The sequence below is a fragment of the Synechococcus sp. N32 genome (genome assembly GCF_900473895.1).
Lineage (GTDB): Bacteria > Cyanobacteriota > Cyanobacteriia > PCC-6307 > Cyanobiaceae > Parasynechococcus.
The window spans coordinates 307340-321948 of sequence record NZ_UCND01000015.1; the positions used below are offsets into that span (position 1 = coordinate 307340).

Here is a 14609-nt window from a genome sequence, read left to right on the forward strand (position 1 = left end):
TGCCCCTTCGATGCAGCCCAAGCCGCTGGCGCCACCGCCAGGACAGCATCCCCTCGTGCAGGCCTTGGCGGCGTCGATCCGTAGTGCCTGGGCGGGATTGCCCGGATTGGAGATCCTCCCCTGCGATGAGGATTTGCGCTTCATCCAGGGGCAACTCGATGGCGAGGGCCTATCGATCGGGAACGAGCTTTTTCGCTGCATCGGCCTTCGCAAACTTCATTTGGAGGTTGCGCGACTCGGCAACGGCCTGCAGATCCTCCACAGCGTCTGGTTCCCCGATCCCCACTACGACTTGCCGATCTTCGGGGCCGACATCGTGGCCGGCCCTGCAGGCATCTCCGCCGCGATCGTCGATCTGTCCCCCACCTCCGATGCCTTGCCGGAGCAGCTGATCCAGCGGCTTGAGGCCAGGCCATGGCCGGCGTTCCGTCAGGTTCGGGAGCTGCCGGCCTGGGGATCAGCCATCTTCTCGAACAAGGTGTGCTTCATCCGCCCCGATGGTGCTGACGAGGAAGCAGCCTTTCAGGAACTGGTGAGCCATTACCTGCAAGTGATGGCCACCAGCGTGATCGAGGCGACTCCCGAACCGTCCACGGCTCTCACTACAGTCCGCCGGTACGAGGGTCAGTTGAACTATTGCCTTCAGCAGAAACGCAACGACAAGACCCGCCGCGTGCTCGAGAAGGCCTTCGATTCAGCCTGGGCCGATCGCTATATCGACATGCTTCTGTTCGACAACCCTCCGGAACTCTGATGACCCCCAAGCGCTGGTCTGTTCTGGCTGGAAGTTTGGTCATTGCGGTCATCGGCGGCTGGTTGCTGCGGCCGACGCCCGAACCCAAGCCGGTTGAACCGACGCCTGCACCCACGGTTCGTCCCGAAGCGGTCGCGGCCCTGGGGCAGCTGGAGCCCGCCGGGGACATCCGCAATCTGGCGGCTCCCAATGCGGGGATGGCGGGGACACCCCGGGTGGCAGCCCTCAATGTGAATGAGGGTGATCTGATCAAGACCGGCCAGGTGTTGGCGTCCTTCGATCACCGGGATGGACTGCTCGCTGATCTGGAGCGCGTCGATGCGCAGCTGCGCAGCCTCGATCAGGAGATACAACTACAGGCCCTTGAGGTGGAGCGCTTCAGCAAAGCCGCCGATTGGGGTGCGGCCGAATTGACTCTGGTGGACAACAAGCGTGAAGAGCTGGTGCGTCTTCAGGGACAGCGGGATCAGGCCCTGGCGGAGCGCAAAGGGCTTCAGGCCGACCTCGTGCTCAGTCAGCTGATCTCGCCCCTTGATGGTGTTGTGCTCAAGCTGCATGCCCGTGCAGGCGAGCGCCCCGGTGCAGATGGGGTGATGGATGTGGGGGCCAATCAGGCGATGCAGGCCAGCATCGAGGTCTACGAATCCGATATTTCCCTGATTCGGCTCGACCAGTCCGTGCGCCTCATCAGCGAGAACGGTGGTTTCCGCGGTGAACTCGTCGGGCGCGTCCTGCGCATCAGCCCGCAGGTCGAACAACGGTCTGTTCTCTCCACCGATCCCACCGGCGATGCCGACGCCCGCGTTGTGATGGTTGATGTGGTGCTGAACCCTGAAGATGCCGCCAAAGTCAGCCGTCTGGCGGGTTTGAAGGTGATCGCCCGCTTCGATCCATGAATCGGTTCTGGCGGGGGCGTCGGATTCCCCTCTCCTGGCTGTTGCTGACGCGCCAGCCCGTTCGCTTGCTGGTGGCGCTTGCTGGCATCAGTTTCGCGGGAATTCTGATGTTCATGCAGCTTGGATTCCGTGATGGCCTCTTTGACGCCAGCGTCACAGCGCACCGGCTGTTCGATGCTGATGTTGTTCTGATCAGTCCCCGCTCTGCCAGCTCCGTAAGCATGGAGGCCTTTCCAAGGCGGCGACTGGTTCAGACCCTGGCTGATCCAGACGTCGATGGGGTGACCCCGGTGCATTGGGGGCTGATGCTGTGGCGGAACCCGGAAACGCGGCGCAACCGGTCGATCCTGGCCTTGGGTTTCAATCCCGACGACCCCTTTTTTGTCGATCCCTCCCTGGCTGAGAAAACTGACGCTCTCAAGCAGAAGGGGCGGATCCTCTTCGATCAGCTGTCACGTCCTGAATTCGGACCCATTGCCGATTGGTATCGCGATGGCCGTGTGGTGGTAACCGAGATCGCTGGCAACCGCGTCCGGGTGGCGGGTCTGGTGAGCCTGGGCACCAGCTTCGGTGCCGACGGCAACCTGCTCACGAGCACGGAGACGTTCCTCGATCTGATGCCTCAGAAGCCGCCTGGGGCGATCGAAGTGGGTCTGGTGCGGTTGAAGCCCGGCACGGATCCTGAGCAGGTGGTGTCCCGATTGAGACAGCGACTGCCCAAGGATGTTTCGGTGCTGACCAAGCAGGGCTTCATCGATTTCGAGCAGAACTATTGGAAGAGCAGCACCTCCATCGGTTTCATCTTCACGCTCGGCGCCGCCATGGGCTTCGTGGTGGGCTGCGTGATCGTTTATCAGGTGCTGTACACCGATGTGAGTGATCACCTGCCGGAGTACGCCACTTTGATGGCCATGGGCTATCGCCTCAGCCATCTGTTGGGAGTGGTGGTTCGTGAGGGCTTCTATCTGGCGGCGATGGGGTACGTCCCCGCCTACATGGCTGGTCAGGGGCTGTACTGGTTCGTTCGTGACGCCACCAAGCTGCCCGTCGGCATGGATCTGTCCCGAGCGTTGACCGTTCTGATGATGATCCTGGTGATGTGCATGTTGTCGTCGTTCCTGGCCATGCGTCGTCTCATCGATGCAGACCCTGCGGAGATCTTCTGATGGCAGCTGTTGTTGTCGACAACCTCTCCCACGCTTTCGGCCAAGGGGAGATGCGCCGCGCGGTTCTTCAGAACATCAGCTTCAGCATCGAGCCGGGCGAAGTGGTGTTGCTGACCGGTCCTTCGGGCTGTGGCAAGACGACACTGCTCACCTTGATCGGCGCCTTGCGGACGGTTCAGCAGGGTGAGGTGTCGGTGCTTGGTGAGTCCCTGCATGGTGCAGGCCGCCGGCGCCGCCAGCAGGTGCGCCGGCGCATTGGAATGATTTTTCAGGGGCACAACCTTCTGCGCTGCCTCACGGCTGAACAGAACGTGCAGATGGGAGCCGATCTTCTGCCTGATCTCAGTTACAGGGCGCGCCGGGATGAGGCTCGTCAGTGGCTCCGTGCCGTTGGCCTGGAGGACCACATGGCCAAAGTCCCACATGACTTGTCCGGTGGACAGAAGCAGCGGGTCGCCATTGCCCGTGCCCTTGCTGCAAACCCCCGCCTTCTCCTGGCTGACGAACCCACCGCTGCCCTGGACAGCCGTACGGGCCGGGAGGTGGTGGAGCTGCTTCACCGACTCGCCCGTGAACAATCCTGCGCGGTGCTGATGGTGACCCATGACCCGCGCATCGTTGATGTGGCCGATCGCCTGCTTCAGATGGAGGACGGGCGATTAAAGAATGCTGTTTAGTACGATGAAAGTTGACATCAGAGCCCGCAGTTCCGCATGGCCAAGCGCAGAAACCTGAAGAAAGAAAAGCAGGAGCGGAACCGCGCCTACGCCCGCAAGTTCAAGAAGCGCAAGATGCGGAACGATGGCCGTGGTGAAGGCGCTGGTAACGGTGTGACCGGAACCGCCAACAACGGTGGTGCCGCCGACTGATCAACGGATCAGACCATGCATCAAAAAGGGGGCCTGCGGGCCCCTTTTTTGTTGTTCGTAGGGTGGGTGGCCATTTGCATCGGCCGTCGCGATGTTCGTCAGCGTCGTTATTCCGACCTACAACCGACGCCCGATCCTCGAGAAATGCCTCTCGGCACTGGAAGATCAGCAGCTTGCTGGAGCTCTTCAGGACTACGAGGTTGTTGTGGTTGACGACGGTTCCACTGATGGAACGCCGTCATGGCTGAGGGAGCAGTCCCAGCGTTTTCCCCATGTGCGCCTGATCGAGCAGGAGCACGGTGGTCCTGCCGAGGGCCGAAACCGCGGTGTGGATCACGCCCGTGGCGATGTGATCGTCTTCATCGACAGCGATCTGGTGGTCACAGAAACCTTTCTGGCCACCCATGCACGGGCGTTGCAGCAGTGCTGGCAACGGCGCGGTAATCGGCTCTGCTTCACCTACGGCGCTGTCATTAACACCGCCAACTTCGAAGCACCCTGCTCGGAGCGCCACAAATTACGAGACTTGTCCTGGGCTTATTTCGCCACTGGAAATGTGGCCATCGATCGGCAGGTGCTGGAGCGCTCAGGCCTGTTTGACACCGGTTTCCGCCTCTACGGCTGGGAGGACCTGGAACTGGGTGAGCGTCTGCGGCGGATGGGGGTTGAGTTGGTGAAGTGCCCGGACGCTGTCGGCTATCACTGGCACCCCGCCCTGAGTCTCGACCAGATCCCCCGACTTGTGGAAGTGGAGGGTGAACGGGCCCGTATGGGGCTTGTTTTTTACCGCAAACATCCCACCAGGCGGGTGCGGTTGATCATCCAGTTCACCTGGTTCCATCGCATCCTTTGGGAAGTGCTCACCCTCGGTGGGCTGATCAATCCCTCAAGCCTTCGCCCGCTGCTCCGTTGGCTGATCCGGCATGGCTATCCCGGAACGGCGATGGAGTTGCTTCGTTTGCCCCTCAATCGCATCGGTGTGCGTGCCCTGTTCCGTGAAGCCAGAGCGGCAGGGCTTCGCTGATCAACGTTTTGATACCTTCTATAGGTCCTTTCACTCCGCACACCTGCCCGTTTCGGGTGCACCGTGAGACCAGCTCCTGCTGGTTGTTCAGGTCCCTGGCAGGTGGAGGCGAACCCGAAACCCTCAAACCATGGCTGTCGTCACCCTCGCCGAGATGATGGAGGCTGGTGCCCACTTTGGGCACCAGACCCGTCGTTGGAACCCCAAGATGTCGCGCTACATCTATTGCGCGCGCAACGGCGTTCACATCATTGACCTCGTGCAGACCGCCGTCTGCATGAACAACGCCTACAAGTGGACCCGTTCTGCGGCACGCAGCGGCAAGCGTTTCCTCTTCGTTGGTACCAAGAAGCAAGCCTCTGAAGTTGTGGCGCTGGAAGCCGCCCGCTGCGGGGCCTCCTACGTGAACCAGCGCTGGTTGGGCGGCATGCTCACCAACTGGACCACCATGAAGGCCCGGATCGACCGTCTCAAGGATCTGGAGCGGATGGAGTCCAGCGGCGCCATCGCCATGCGCCCCAAGAAGGAAGGTGCGGTGCTGCGTCGCGAACTCGAGCGTCTTCAGAAGTATCTGGGTGGCCTCAAGAACATGCGTCGCCTTCCCGATGTTGTGGTCCTGGTGGACCAGCGTCGTGAGTCGAATGCGGTGCTCGAAGCCCGCAAGCTCGACATCCCCCTGGTTTCCATGTTGGACACCAACTGTGATCCGGACCTCTGTGAGGTGCCGATTCCCTGCAACGACGACGCCGTTCGTTCTGTGCAACTGATCCTGGGCCGTCTGGCCGATGCGATCAATGAGGGCCGCCACGGTTCCAACGATCAGCGTGGTGGCGACAGCGAAGGCTGATCTCCTCTCACCGCTAAGTTCACGCCGCTGATTCCAATCAGGGAATCGGCGGCGATTCAATTTCCCTTCTCACTGCTCCGACCGATGGCTGCTGCCGTATCCGCCAAGCTTGTCAAACAACTGCGCGACAAGACCGGCGCGGGGATGATGGATTGCAAAAAGGCCCTGGCCGCCACGGAAGGCGATGCCAACAAGGCCGTTGAGTGGCTTCGCCAGAAAGGCATCGCCAGCGCTGAAAAGAAATCCGGCCGCACCGCCGCCGAGGGTGCCATCGGCAGCTACATCCACACCGGTGCCCGCGTGGGTGTGCTGGTTGAGGTGAACTGCGAAACCGACTTCGTGGCCCGGGGCGACATGTTCCAGTCGCTGCTGCGTGATGTCTCCATGCAGGTGGCGGCATGCCCCAACGTTGAGTACGTCACCACCGACGAGATTCCCGACGAGATCCGTGAGCGGGAAAAGGCGATCGAGATGGGTCGTGACGATCTCGAGGGCAAGCCTGAGCAGATGAAGGAAAAGATCGTTGAGGGCCGCATCGGCAAGCGCCTCAAGGAACTCGCCCTCATGGAGCAGCCCTTCATCAAGGACAGCTCCATCACCGTTGCTGACCTCGTCAAGCAAACCGCTGGCAAGATCGGCGAGAACGTGAAAGTTCGTCGCTTCACCCGTTACACCCTGGGCGAGGGCATCGAGGTGGAAGAGAACGATTTCGCTGCTGAAGTGGCGTCCATGCAGAACGCCGGCTGATTCCCTTGTCCGACCCGGACGTCAGGCCTGCTTACGACCCGTCAGAACAGCTGGCACGCCTTCAACGGTTGTGCCGGCTGCGGGCCATCGCCCTGTACAGGGAGCAGGCTCTATATCTTCAGGTGCTGCGGGAACTGCTGGAAGGAGCCACCCGTCAGGCCCTGTTCAATCTTCTCGGTGAGGTTGATCCCTCCCGTTTTGGTCAGCTGCCGGAGTCGACCCGTCAGAATTTTCATGCAGCGGTCACAGACCTGATCGACCGCTGCAGCGTTCTGCTCACAGTTGAGCAGCTGATGCAGCTGGTGCGGCAGATGCAGCAGGAGCAACGGCGCCAGCAGGCCCATGCCAGCAGAAGCATGCTGCAGAAGCTCAGTCGCCAGTCCCAGGAGAGTGCGCCTGAACCCGAGCCACCCACGTCTGAGCTCCCACGGGACGAACCGAGCGGATCCATTCAGTTGAGCTTGGCTTCACCGCTTGAATCCCCCTCGAGGACGGCTTCCCCGGATCCCGTTAAAGAACCCGTCCCTGAACCCGCAGACAACAAATCTTCGGGTGATTTGGATGTACTCCGCTCACTGTTCGAGTTGGCCGGTGATGCGATGCAGCAGGCCCAACAGCCCCTTGATCCCGGTGCTCTTCTTGATCCTTCGGTGGACGGCAACGACCACTTTCTTCCGAATGAACCGGATGCGCTGTTGCATTGGATCCAGGCCATGGATCAGGCGCTTGAGCGACGCCTTCGCAACCTGTCCCATGCGGTGAATGTGCAGATGCTGCGGTCAGGACTGGCCCAGACCCTTCTTCCCATCAGCCTTCTGGATGCTGTCCTGAAGGGGCAGATCGAAACGCAGCCAACCGCCACGAACGTGCTTCGCCTGCGCCTCCCTCTGGCCGTCGGTGAGCTTGACCAGGGCATGGACGTGCTTTGCGTGCTGTTACGCAGCAACGATCTGGAGTTCGACAGCCCACGTCTGCGTCAGTGCCGCAAACGATTGCGCGCTCATCACCATACTCTGCTCACAATGGTGCGGCAGCAGCGTCATTGGCAGCGTCGCTCTCTGGATCGTGAGGCCCGGACCCATTGGCAGACCCCATCGGATTCAACGCAGCAGCTGAGCGGGGACTGACCAGCGAGCAGCTGTCGCTGCTCCTCACCTGGATGCTTCCCCTTCAGCGCTCGCTGGGGTTGGAGGCCGACCGTGGTTTTCAGAATCTGCAGGGTCGCCAGCAGCGCTTTCACGCGTTTCTGCAGCAGCAACTCGCAGCGCCTCCGGCCGTTCCCTTCCCCCAGGGGGTCAGTGAACGCATGTCCAAGCTCAGCTCTGGCTTTGCCGACTATCCGGAGCTCGCTGATCCTGCCCGCCGTCGCTTGGTCACCGATGCCCGTCAGTGGCTGCATGAGCTGCGCCATCGCCTGGAACCCTCGGCTCCGATGGCACCGCCACGCCTCAAGGTTCAGGCGTCGCCCCAGCAGCGTGCCAGCTCACCACTGCAGCTCGATAGTCCCATCACCCAGATCCGTGGTGTGGGTCCGAAATTCGCGGCACGGCTGGCTTCGATCGGCCTGCTTCTGGTGCGTGACCTGCTCCGCTATTACCCCCGTGATCATGTCGATTACTCCGCGATGCGCCGCATTGAGGCGCTGGTGTCGGGTGAAACAGCCACGATCGTCGCCACGATTCGCCGTTGCAACGGATTCGTCAGCCCACGGAACACCAACCTCGCCATCATTGAGCTCCAGCTGCAGGACCCGACCGGTCGCCTGAAGGTGAGCCGTTTCCTGGCGGGCAAACGCTTCAGTTCTCCGGCTTACCTCAAAGGCCAGCAGCGTCTCTACCCCGTTGGTGCCACCGTGGCCGTCAGTGGTCTGGTGAAAGACGGCCCCTACGGCATCACCTTTCAGGATCCGTTGATTGAGGTGCTGGACAGCCCCTCCTCTCCGGTGAAATCCCCCAGCATCGGCCGGCTTCTCCCGGTGTATCCCCTCACCGAAGGAGTTGGCGCGGATCGGTTCCGCAGCCTGATCGATCAGGTCCTGCCCCTCGCGGCATCGTGGCCTGATCCTCTCCCCGCCGCGATGCAGCGGCAATTCCAGCTGCCGGCACTGTCGGAGGCCCTGCAGGACCTGCATGCGCCTAAGGACCGCGAGAGCCTCGATCGGGGACGGCGCCGGCTGGTGTTCGATGAGTTTCTGCTCCTGCAGCTCGGTCTGTTGCGCCGACGCCAGGCGCTGCGCTCTCGGACGGGCCCGGACCTGGATCTCCAATCCAGTGCTAATGGGCTTGTGGGGGAGTTCATGGATCTTCTGCCCTTCCGCTTCACCGCAGCCCAACAACGGGTGTTTCAGGAGATCGAAGCCGATCTGGCGCGCAGCGAACCCATGGCCCGTCTGGTGCAGGGGGACGTGGGCTCGGGCAAAACGGTGGTTGCCATTGCAGCGTTGCTCAGCACCATTGCCTCGGGCTGGCAGGGGGCCCTGATGGCCCCAACGGAGGTGTTGGCCGAGCAGCATTACCGCAACCTCTGTCAGTGGCTGCCGCAGCTCCATGTGAGCGTCGCCTTGCTGACGGGATCCACGCCGCGGCCCCGCCGTCGGGAACTGCTGGATGACCTGGCCAATGGTTCGCTGAAGGTGCTTGTGGGCACCCATGCCTTGCTCGAGGATCCTGTCGTTTTCAACCGCCTGGGGCTGGTGGTGGTGGATGAACAGCACCGTTTCGGTGTGCATCAACGGGATCGCCTGCTCAACAAGGGCTTGCAGCCCCATCTGCTCACCATGACGGCAACACCGATCCCCCGGACCCTGGCGCTCTCGATGCATGGGGATCTCGATGTCAGCCAGATCGATGAATTGCCGCCAGGGCGAACACCGATTCGCACCCGCATGCTCACGGCCGCAAAGCGCGAGAAGGCCTATGAGTTGATCCGTGAGGAGGTGCAGCTGGGCCAGCGGGCCTATGTCGTTCTGCCTCTGGTAGAAGAGTCTGAAAAGCTCGAGCTTCGCTCAGCCGTTGAAGTTCACGCTGAATTGGCCTCGGAGGTGTTCCCAGATCTGGCCGTTGGTTTGCTGCATGGGCGTCTCTCCAGTGCTGAAAAGCAGGCAGTGCTGACCGATTTCGCTGCTGGCACGACTCAGGTGCTGGTCTCGACCACGGTGGTGGAAGTGGGCGTGGACGTGCCCGAAGCCAGCGTGATGGTGATCGACCATGCCGAACGTTTCGGCCTGGCGCAGCTGCATCAGTTGCGGGGGCGCGTTGGCCGTGGCGCCGCTGCCTCCCATTGCCTGTTGATCAATGGCAGCTCCAATCCCCTGGCCCGCCAGCGTCTGGATGTGCTGGTGCGCTCCACCGATGGCTTCGAGATCGCCGAGATGGATCTGCGCTTGCGGGGGCCTGGCCAGGTGCTGGGAACCCGACAGTCGGGGCTGCCTGATCTGGCCCTGGCCAGCCTTGCCGATGATGGTGCTGTGCTGGAGGACGCACGAACAGCTGCCCAGGAGCTGTTGAACAACGATCCTGAGCTCAAGCAGCACCGGTTGCTGCGCGAGACCCTGGAGGCCCAGCAGCGTCGCCTCAGCGGTGGCACCCCCTTGAACTGATCCATCCCGTTGCCGCGATTCGATGCGCCCCTGGAGTCCGATTCCAATCGAAGAGTGCGGCGAGCCTTTGCAAGCGCTGCCTCCCGCTTTGTTTCGGATGGAACCTCACCCGTACATGGCGCTGGGGGCGCCCTATGGGACGTCGGGGAATCCCTTTCAGTTGCGCCTCGGGGTCGTTCAGCGCCTGCTTGATGCTCAGCAGCAGCTGGTCGAGCACGATCCCCGCCTGCGCCTGAGCATTTTTGATGCCTGGCGGCCGATCGCCGTGCAGGCCTTCATGGTGGACCACAGCATTACGGAACTCTGCCGTGAACGCGGCGTGGAAGCGCGCTCAGGGCACGTCTTCGATCAGGTGGTGGCCGATGTGGGGCGCTTCTGGGCTGCTCCCAGTCGGGATCCTGCGACCCCGCCTCCCCACAGCACCGGTGCGGCTGTTGATCTCACCCTCAGCAGCAGCGATGGAACGCCGCTGGCCATGGGGGGAGAGATTGATGCCATAGGTGCGGTGTCTGAACCGCAGCACTACGCCGGTCGGGAGGATTCCGAAGCTCGGTGCTGGCATCAACGCCGGAAGTTGCTGGCTGAAGTGATGGGAGCAGCCGGCTTTGCTCAGCATCCGAACGAGTGGTGGCACTACTCGTTCGGTGATCAGCTCTGGGCCTGGCGAAAAGGTGCAGCTGTGGCGGTCTACGCCGAGGCCGTCAACAGCGCGCTCACTTCCTGATCACCAAGCTTCTCGATGTGGTCCCCGAAGCTGCGACGTCCACCGGCGGCTTTCCAGCTGAGGAGGAGCGGTTCAAGGGTTGTCTCCAGATCATCCAAGGGCAGTTTTTCCAGGTAAGGGCGCGCCAGACGCTGGAGGTTTGGGGTGCCGCCGAGCCACAGCTGGTACTGGTTAACACCGTTGCCCACCAAGCCCAGCTCCGCCATGTAGGGGCGGGCACAGCCGTTGGGGCAGCCGGTCATCCTCACCAGCAGGGACTTCTCAATCTCGAGCCGTCGCAGCTGGGCATCGAGGCGATCCAGAACATCCGGAAGGATGCGCTCAGATTCGGTGATGGCGAGCCCGCAGGTGGGTAGAGCTGGGCAGGCGATCGCATGCCTGGCTAGAGGTGCTGGAGCTTCAGGCACCTCAAACCCGAGGGCTTCCAGCTGGGTTCGAATGCTGGCTCGCTGGGAGGTGCCGATGTTGCACAGCAGCAGGTCTTGGTTGGCGGTGAGGCGAATCTCCAGTTGGTAGGTCTCCACCAGCTCCCTCAGCCCTGCCTTGAGATCTCCGTTCAGGCGGCCACAGAGCAGGGGAAGTCCCACGAACCACATCCCTGCCTTCTGGCGATGCCAGCCGAGATAGTCCAAAAGCTTGGCCTTGGGCTCATTGCGCAGCCCCTTGAGGCTTCCCTTGAAGTAGGTCGCGCACAGGGTGTCGCGGAACCACTGGATTCCCTTGTCGTGCAGCAGATACTTCATGCGGGCGTGCTTGCGCACCTCCCGATCACCGTGATCCCGTTGCAGCGCCAGGATCGCCTGAACCACATCCAGAACGTCGGCAGCATCGACGTAACCCAAGGGGTCCGCCGTGCGGGCGAAGGTCTCCTCCTTGTTGTGGGTGCGGCCCATGCCACCGCCCACGTAGACATTGCAGCCCCGCAGATCGCCGGAGGGGTCGGTGAAGGCCACCAGGCCGATGTCCTGGGTGAGCAGGTCAACAGAGTTGTCCCCCGGCACGGTTACGGCCACCTTGAATTTCCGGGGTAGATAGGTGTCTCCGTAGAGAGGTTCCTCAGTGCTGCCGGAAAAAACGCCGCCCTCGCTCTGGCGCTTTCTGGCCTTCTGAACGGCTCGGCTGGGCTTGAAGCGATAACTCAGGTCACCATCCACCCAGAGGTCCAGATAGGCCCCCTCGGCCGCTTCGGGGCTGAGCAGATCAGCAATTTCATCGGCCAGGCGCCGTGCCACGGGATAGCCGCCTTTCTCAAAAGGAGCTGGTGGTGCCATCACATTGCGGTTGATGTCCCCGCAGGCCGCCAGGGTCGAGCCCATGTTGCGAACGATGGTGCCGATCACCTCTTTCAAGTCGGCCTTGGCGATGCCGTGCATCTGGAAGGCCTGACGGGTGGTGGCCCGCAGAGTTCCGTCCCCAAGGCGGTTGGAGAGGTCATCGAGTGCGAGGAACAGTCGGGCAGGGATGCGTCCGCCCGGGCTGCGCAGCCGCAGCATCATCTGCCAGCTGCGAACCTTGTCCGTCTTGCGCAGTTCGCGGTGGTGCTGTTGGTAGCTGCCGTGAAACTTCAGCAGTTGAACGGCATCTTCCGTGAAGCGCACGTCGTCGTTGCTGAGCTCGCTCAACAACGGGTTGCGTAGATGGTCGCTGTCCAGCTTGCGCTGCTCCGCCTTGGACAGCGATTGAGTTCCTGTTTCCGCCACTGCCAAGGAGCCTTCCCCCACCCCGAAAAGGATTTCTTGATTTGAACGTAGCGAAACGGCTTCCAATACAGTCGCTTCCGGCTCTGACCTTGGCGTGACGGCAACCTTTCTTCTGGAAATCGGCACCGAGGAGCTTCCTGCCGATTTCGTCAGGCAAGCGCTTGACCAGCTGCAGCAGCGGGTGAGCCGTGATCTGCGTGAGGCAAGGCTTGGCCATGGAGTGGTGTCGGTGTACGGCACCCCCCGGCGTCTGGTGGTCTCCGTCGCTGATCTGGAGGACCGCCAACCCGATCTTGAGGAAGACCGCAAGGGCCCTCCCGTGGCTCAGGCTTTTAAGGACGGCATCCCAGGGCCAGCGGCGATCGGTTTCGCCAAACGCTGCGGGGTTGATCCCTCAGCACTTGAGCAGCGTGACACTCCCAAGGGGCCTTGTGTCTTCGCAACCGTGCTCACCCCCGGTCAAGCCTGCGTTGAACTGCTCCAGGGGCTGATCCCCCAATGGATTGATGCGTTGCAGGGCCGGCGGTTCATGCGCTGGGGCACCGGAGCCCAGCGCTTCAGCCGCCCCATCCGCTGGCTGCTGGCGCTGAAGGGTTCAGAGGTGATCCCTGTGGTGCTGGGCGGCGCTGACCCTGAGGTCCGCAGCGATCGTTTCAGCCGTGCTCACCGTCTCCATGGTGACGAGCCCCTCTCCATCGCATCAGCGGAGCAGTTTGGAGAGACCCTTGCCGCCGCTGGCGTTGTTGTCGATCGTGCGGAGCGAGCCAAACGAATTCGCACCAGCCTGGACCAGTCGGCACAGGCCGCCAACGGAACTCCCGACTGTCCGGAGTCCCTGTTTGAGGAACTGGTGGACCTGGTTGAAGACCCCAGGATTCTCGAGGGAACCATTGCTGAGCGGTTCCTGCAGCTTCCTCCGGAGGTGATCAGCACGGTGATGCAGGCCCACCAGCGTTATGTGCCGCTGCAGGTGCCTGGTCTGGAAGCAGACCCGCTCCGACTCACCGCTGAGGCTGTGCTTCGGCCCCAGTTCCTTTTGGTGGGCAATGGCCTGGCCCCGGCGTCGTCCTTGATTGTTCGCGGCAATGAACGCGTGCTTGGAGCTCGCCTGGCGGATGCCGAATTTTTCCTCGATGTTGACCGGCGTCAGTCCAGCGAATCCCGGCGTGAAGCCCTCGACCGTGTCACTTTCGCCGAAGGCCTGGGAAGTCTTCTGGACCGCTCCGAGCGAATCGCGCGGCTCACGGGCCTGCTGTTGAAGCAACTCGGTCTGGATCAGGGCGTGGTGGATGCGGCCCAGCGTGCCGCTCATTTCTGCAAGAACGATCTGGTCAGCCAGATGGTGGGTGAGTTCCCTGAACTTCAGGGCCTGATGGGGGGCAAATACCTCCTGGAGGAGGGAGAACCCCGCGATGTTGCTCTCGCTGTGGTGGAGCACTATCTGCCACGAGGAGCCGGTGATGCTCTGCCCGCAACCCCCGCGGGAGCCGTTGTGGCCTTGGCGGAACGGCTCGAGCTGCTGCTCAGCATCTTTGCCAAGGGAGAGCGACCAACCGGATCCTCCGACCCCTATGCCCTGCGGCGGGCCGGTAATGGTGTTGTGCAGATTCTCTGGGGCATGGCCTGGCGCCTCGACCTCATGGCCTTCCTCAGCAACGCCGTGGAGGAGTGGGCTGCTCTCTTCCCGGCCTTTGCGGTGGATGCCAGCCAACTGCATAACGACCTCTGTCAGCTGATGCGGCAGCGGATCATGTCTCAACTGGAAGACGACGCCTTTGCGCCTGATCTGGTGCAGGCTGTGGCTGGTGATGCCGTCTCCAGTCAGCGTCTGCTCAGTGATCCCCTGGATGTCAAGCAGCGGATTCAACTGTTGCGTGACCTTCGGGACAGCGGTCAGCTGGATGCCGTCCAGGCGGTGGTGCAGCGGGCAGCGAAGCTTGCCGAAAAAGGTGATCTGGCACGCGATCAGCTTGTGGCCGGCGAAGTGGTTGAGCCCGAACGGTTCGAGTCCGCCAGTGAGAAGGATCTGTTCGCAGCTCTGGAGCAGCTGCAGCCATTGGCTCAGCAGCGGTCATATCAGGCCCTTGCCGATGCGCTCGTCGCGGCAACCCCGGCGCTCCAGGCCTTCTTTGATGGTGACACCAGCGTGATGGTGATGGTCGACGATGCCGCACTGAGGCTCAATCGCCTCAACCTGTTGGCGGTCCTGCGCAATCAGGCTTCGGTCTTGGCCGAATTTGAATCGATTCAATCCAAATGAAGGCAGCCCTGACCTCTGCGGCTA

At 62.1% G+C, this 14609-nt stretch carries 13 protein-coding genes; 12 read left to right on the forward strand and 1 reads right to left on the reverse strand.

Annotated features, from left to right (window positions below; all coding sequences use genetic code 11):
- Positions 1-10 precede the first annotated feature (10 nt).
- From DXY35_RS10190 to DXY35_RS10240, 11 genes are all read left to right on the forward strand, one after another.
- Entirely contained in the window at positions 11-754 is a 744-nt protein-coding gene (locus DXY35_RS10190; RefSeq protein ID WP_115082481.1) for a phycocyanobilin:ferredoxin oxidoreductase, read from the forward strand.
- Positions 754-1650, forward strand: coding sequence for an HlyD family efflux transporter periplasmic adaptor subunit (locus DXY35_RS10195; protein WP_115082198.1), 897 nt, complete (start codon positions 754-756; stop codon positions 1648-1650). The genes DXY35_RS10190 and DXY35_RS10195 overlap by 1 nt, the downstream gene beginning before the upstream one ends.
- Positions 1647-2816: an ABC transporter permease DevC gene (gene devC / locus DXY35_RS10200; RefSeq protein ID WP_115082199.1), complete on the forward strand. Its 1170-nt coding sequence runs from the start codon at positions 1647-1649 to the stop codon at positions 2814-2816. Before DXY35_RS10195 ends, devC begins: the two co-directional genes overlap by 4 nt.
- Positions 2816-3493, forward strand: coding sequence for a DevA family ABC transporter ATP-binding protein (locus DXY35_RS10205; protein WP_115082200.1), 678 nt, complete (start codon positions 2816-2818; stop codon positions 3491-3493). Before devC ends, DXY35_RS10205 begins: the two co-directional genes overlap by 1 nt.
- 36 nt (positions 3494-3529) lie before the next feature.
- A complete protein-coding gene (locus DXY35_RS10210; RefSeq protein ID WP_006850288.1) occupies positions 3530-3685 on the forward strand; it encodes a hypothetical protein in 156 nt (51 codons plus the stop codon).
- 91 nt (positions 3686-3776) lie between these two features.
- Positions 3777-4709 carry a glycosyltransferase family 2 protein gene (locus DXY35_RS10215; RefSeq protein ID WP_115082201.1) on the forward strand — a complete coding sequence of 311 codons (933 nt, stop codon included), beginning with the start codon at positions 3777-3779 and terminating at the stop codon, positions 4707-4709.
- Positions 4710-4839: 130 nt separating this feature from the next.
- Positions 4840-5556 (forward strand): 30S ribosomal protein S2, encoded by a 717-nt coding sequence (gene rpsB / locus DXY35_RS10220; protein WP_006850376.1) that lies wholly within the window; start codon positions 4840-4842, stop codon positions 5554-5556.
- Between the two features lie 84 nt (positions 5557-5640).
- Positions 5641-6303 (forward strand): translation elongation factor Ts, encoded by a 663-nt coding sequence (tsf, locus tag DXY35_RS10225; protein ID WP_115082202.1) that lies wholly within the window; start codon positions 5641-5643, stop codon positions 6301-6303.
- Between the two features lie 5 nt (positions 6304-6308).
- The gene (locus DXY35_RS10230; RefSeq protein ID WP_115082482.1) at positions 6309-7430 is read left to right on the forward strand and encodes a hypothetical protein; all 1122 of its coding nucleotides are present in this window, start codon (positions 6309-6311) and stop codon (positions 7428-7430) included.
- A complete protein-coding gene (gene recG / locus DXY35_RS10235) occupies positions 7385-9901 on the forward strand; it encodes an ATP-dependent DNA helicase RecG (protein WP_115082203.1) in 2517 nt (838 codons plus the stop codon). The genes DXY35_RS10230 and recG overlap by 46 nt, the downstream gene beginning before the upstream one ends.
- A gap of 22 nt (positions 9902-9923) precedes the next feature.
- The gene (locus DXY35_RS10240) at positions 9924-10625 is read left to right on the forward strand and encodes a M15 family metallopeptidase (RefSeq protein WP_115082204.1); all 702 of its coding nucleotides are present in this window, start codon (positions 9924-9926) and stop codon (positions 10623-10625) included.
- On the opposite strand, the gene DXY35_RS10245 is transcribed toward DXY35_RS10240, so the two are convergent.
- Positions 10589-12331 carry an NADPH-dependent assimilatory sulfite reductase hemoprotein subunit gene (locus DXY35_RS10245; RefSeq protein WP_115082483.1) on the reverse strand — a complete coding sequence of 581 codons (1743 nt, stop codon included), beginning with the start codon at positions 12329-12331 and terminating at the stop codon, positions 10589-10591. The two genes, DXY35_RS10240 and DXY35_RS10245, sit on opposite strands and share 37 nt — an antisense overlap.
- Before the next feature lie 88 nt (positions 12332-12419).
- Here DXY35_RS10245 and glyS point away from each other — a divergent pair, with 88 nt between their 5' ends.
- Positions 12420-14585, forward strand: a complete 2166-nt coding sequence (gene glyS / locus DXY35_RS10250; protein ID WP_115082205.1) for a glycine--tRNA ligase subunit beta — start codon at positions 12420-12422, stop codon at positions 14583-14585.
- The last annotated feature ends 24 nt before the right edge of the window (positions 14586-14609 follow it).

Bases quoted from the DNA above. Each gene is read 5' to 3' on its own strand.
- DXY35_RS10210 (WP_006850288.1), top strand. From the start codon at position 3,530: ATGGCCAAGCGCAGAAACCTGAAGAAAGAAAAGCAGGAGCGGAACCGC.
- DXY35_RS10240 (WP_115082204.1), top strand. From the start codon at position 9,924: ATGCGCCCCTGGAGTCCGATTCCAATCGAAGAGTGCGGCGAGCCTTTG.
- devC (WP_115082199.1), top strand. From the start codon at position 1,647: ATGAATCGGTTCTGGCGGGGGCGTCGGATTCCCCTCTCCTGGCTGTTG.
- DXY35_RS10205 (WP_115082200.1), top strand. From the start codon at position 2,816: ATGGCAGCTGTTGTTGTCGACAACCTCTCCCACGCTTTCGGCCAAGGG.
- rpsB (WP_006850376.1), top strand. From the start codon at position 4,840: ATGGCTGTCGTCACCCTCGCCGAGATGATGGAGGCTGGTGCCCACTTT.
- tsf (WP_115082202.1), top strand. From the start codon at position 5,641: ATGGCTGCTGCCGTATCCGCCAAGCTTGTCAAACAACTGCGCGACAAG.
- DXY35_RS10215 (WP_115082201.1), top strand. From the start codon at position 3,777: ATGTTCGTCAGCGTCGTTATTCCGACCTACAACCGACGCCCGATCCTC.
- DXY35_RS10190 (WP_115082481.1), top strand. From the start codon at position 11: ATGCAGCCCAAGCCGCTGGCGCCACCGCCAGGACAGCATCCCCTCGTG.
- DXY35_RS10195 (WP_115082198.1), top strand. From the start codon at position 754: ATGACCCCCAAGCGCTGGTCTGTTCTGGCTGGAAGTTTGGTCATTGCG.